The organism is Leucothrix pacifica, assembly GCF_003172875.1.
Lineage (GTDB): Bacteria > Pseudomonadota > Gammaproteobacteria > Thiotrichales > Thiotrichaceae > Leucothrix > Leucothrix pacifica.
In genome coordinates this window covers 1-1,648 of the sequence record NZ_QGKM01000129.1, presented here as the reverse complement: position 1 = coordinate 1,648, position 1,648 = coordinate 1, and the positions used below count along the sequence as shown (strand labels likewise).

The 1,648-nt window shown below is 43.9% G+C and carries 3 protein-coding genes and 1 pseudogene; all 4 read left to right on the top strand.

The window, feature by feature from the left end; genetic code table 11:
* A pseudogene (locus tag DKW60_RS23165) lies at window positions 1–153 on the top strand (IS256 family transposase); the annotation flags it as partial.
* Between the two features lie 49 nt (window positions 154–202).
* The gene (locus tag DKW60_RS23160; protein WP_109840016.1) at window positions 203–778 is read left to right on the top strand and encodes a cupin domain-containing protein; all 576 of its coding nucleotides are present in this window, start codon (window positions 203–205) and stop codon (window positions 776–778) included.
* 253 nt (window positions 779–1,031) lie between these two features.
* Window positions 1,032–1,382: a DUF6916 family protein gene (locus tag DKW60_RS23155; RefSeq protein WP_109840015.1), complete on the top strand. Its 351-nt coding sequence runs from the start codon at window positions 1,032–1,034 to the stop codon at window positions 1,380–1,382.
* 47 nt (window positions 1,383–1,429) lie between these two features.
* The gene (locus tag DKW60_RS23150; protein WP_219988901.1) at window positions 1,430–1,570 is read left to right on the top strand and encodes a phage tail protein; all 141 of its coding nucleotides are present in this window, start codon (window positions 1,430–1,432) and stop codon (window positions 1,568–1,570) included.
* Window positions 1,571–1,648 lie beyond the last annotated feature (78 nt).

Here is a 1,648-nt window from a genome sequence, read left to right as displayed (position 1 = left end):
GAAACAATGCTTCACATGATGTTCAAGCTGGGTGAGTGCGCGCAAAAGCGCTGGCACAGATTAAGAGGATTTGATTACCTGGCAAAGGTAATCGAAGGCGTACCATTTAAAGATGGAATCGAGGTAACTGAGAAAAACCGGGACGCGGCGTAGAATTCTTCTCAGACACTACTCTTGACCATAGCTCGTTTTAAAGCGTATTTTGGATATTAAAGCTGAAGACGACAAATCACACCCGCCTTATATTCGAGTCGCTTGCACTGGCAAAGGAGACTTCGACCACCTAGCAAGTGAGTTTGGGATCGATGAGACAGAAAGTGATTATCACCTCGGAGATTTTGGTTCACCAGTGGTTTTGGAAATTTGGCCGGGTGGTCACTATTCGCCGATTCATTCACATGGTACTACCAGTGGTATTGTCTACTGCTTGACAGGTCAAGTTGATGTGATGGCCTATGAGTCTTTGGCTTGGGATGCAGAAAAAATGGCACTACTGACATTGACTCCAGGGCAATGTGCTTGGCTGACGGATAAGCATTTCGCGGTACATAAAGTTCACTGCCCTATGGCAGAAGGTAATTTTGCAGCGACGTTTCATGTCTACCTGAATCGTGATGAATTACTGTTACTAACCAGTGCGCCTAAGCCTGATACGCGTGACGTGTTTGATTATATTGATGAAGATGCTCCACACGAGCAAAAAGCGTTTGATACTTATTCTGACCTTTCTTGGGCTGTGTTACGCAGAGAAATGGCTAAGCGGGCTGCTGACCAATAAGTGTAGGTCATGAGTGAATATGTGCAATTTTCTCATTTAGTTTGGCAGGAATGATTTTTATGGTCTACGGTTAGACAGGAGACTATGTAAGTGTTAGTCAAATGATTAATTCTGGGTTATTTCAAATAATGTTAACGAGCACCGTTGATTGAACTGTTTTGTCTTTGCGTCCGGTTTGTAATCAGAGTATTGGTTCTCGTGAACATGGGGCCTATAACTTGGCAGCCGGTCTTACACAAAGAGGAGGAAAACAATGACAACAAATTCTCAGTCTAATGTGACTCTGGCGCAGATGACTTTTGAGCGTATGCAAGTGCTGTCTAATGATACCTTTTATTTACTGGATGGTCGTGAGCTTGTATTGGTTGAAGTCGCTAAAGTTGAGCGAAAACAGGCTTTGCATAGCTGGCAGCAGCCTAAAACTGATACAGAAGAAGGTAAGCGTGTGCCGTTTACTCTGGTTTTTCGGTTTCCTGTGGGTAGCGAGGATATACAGGGGGGTTACGACTTTACGCACCCTGTTGAGGGAGCGTTCGAAGGGGTATTTCTTACCCCGATTACAAGTGATGAGAATGGTCTTTATCTGGAGGCTATTTTTAATTAATTTATGCTGGTAGGAATACTGGTTTATAAAGATTTAAGGAGAGTGTTATGTCTATTTCAGATCCAACTATTGGTGAGATTACCATGTTTGGTGGGAACTTTGCACCGCGTGGCTGGGCGCTTTGCGATGGACAGTTGCTGCCTATTTCGCAAAACTCAGCTTTATTTTCGCTGCTGGGTACAATTTAGAGCTATGGTCAAGAGTAGTGTCTGAGAAGAATTCTACGCCGCGTCCCGGTTTTTCTCAGTTACCTCGATTCCATCTTT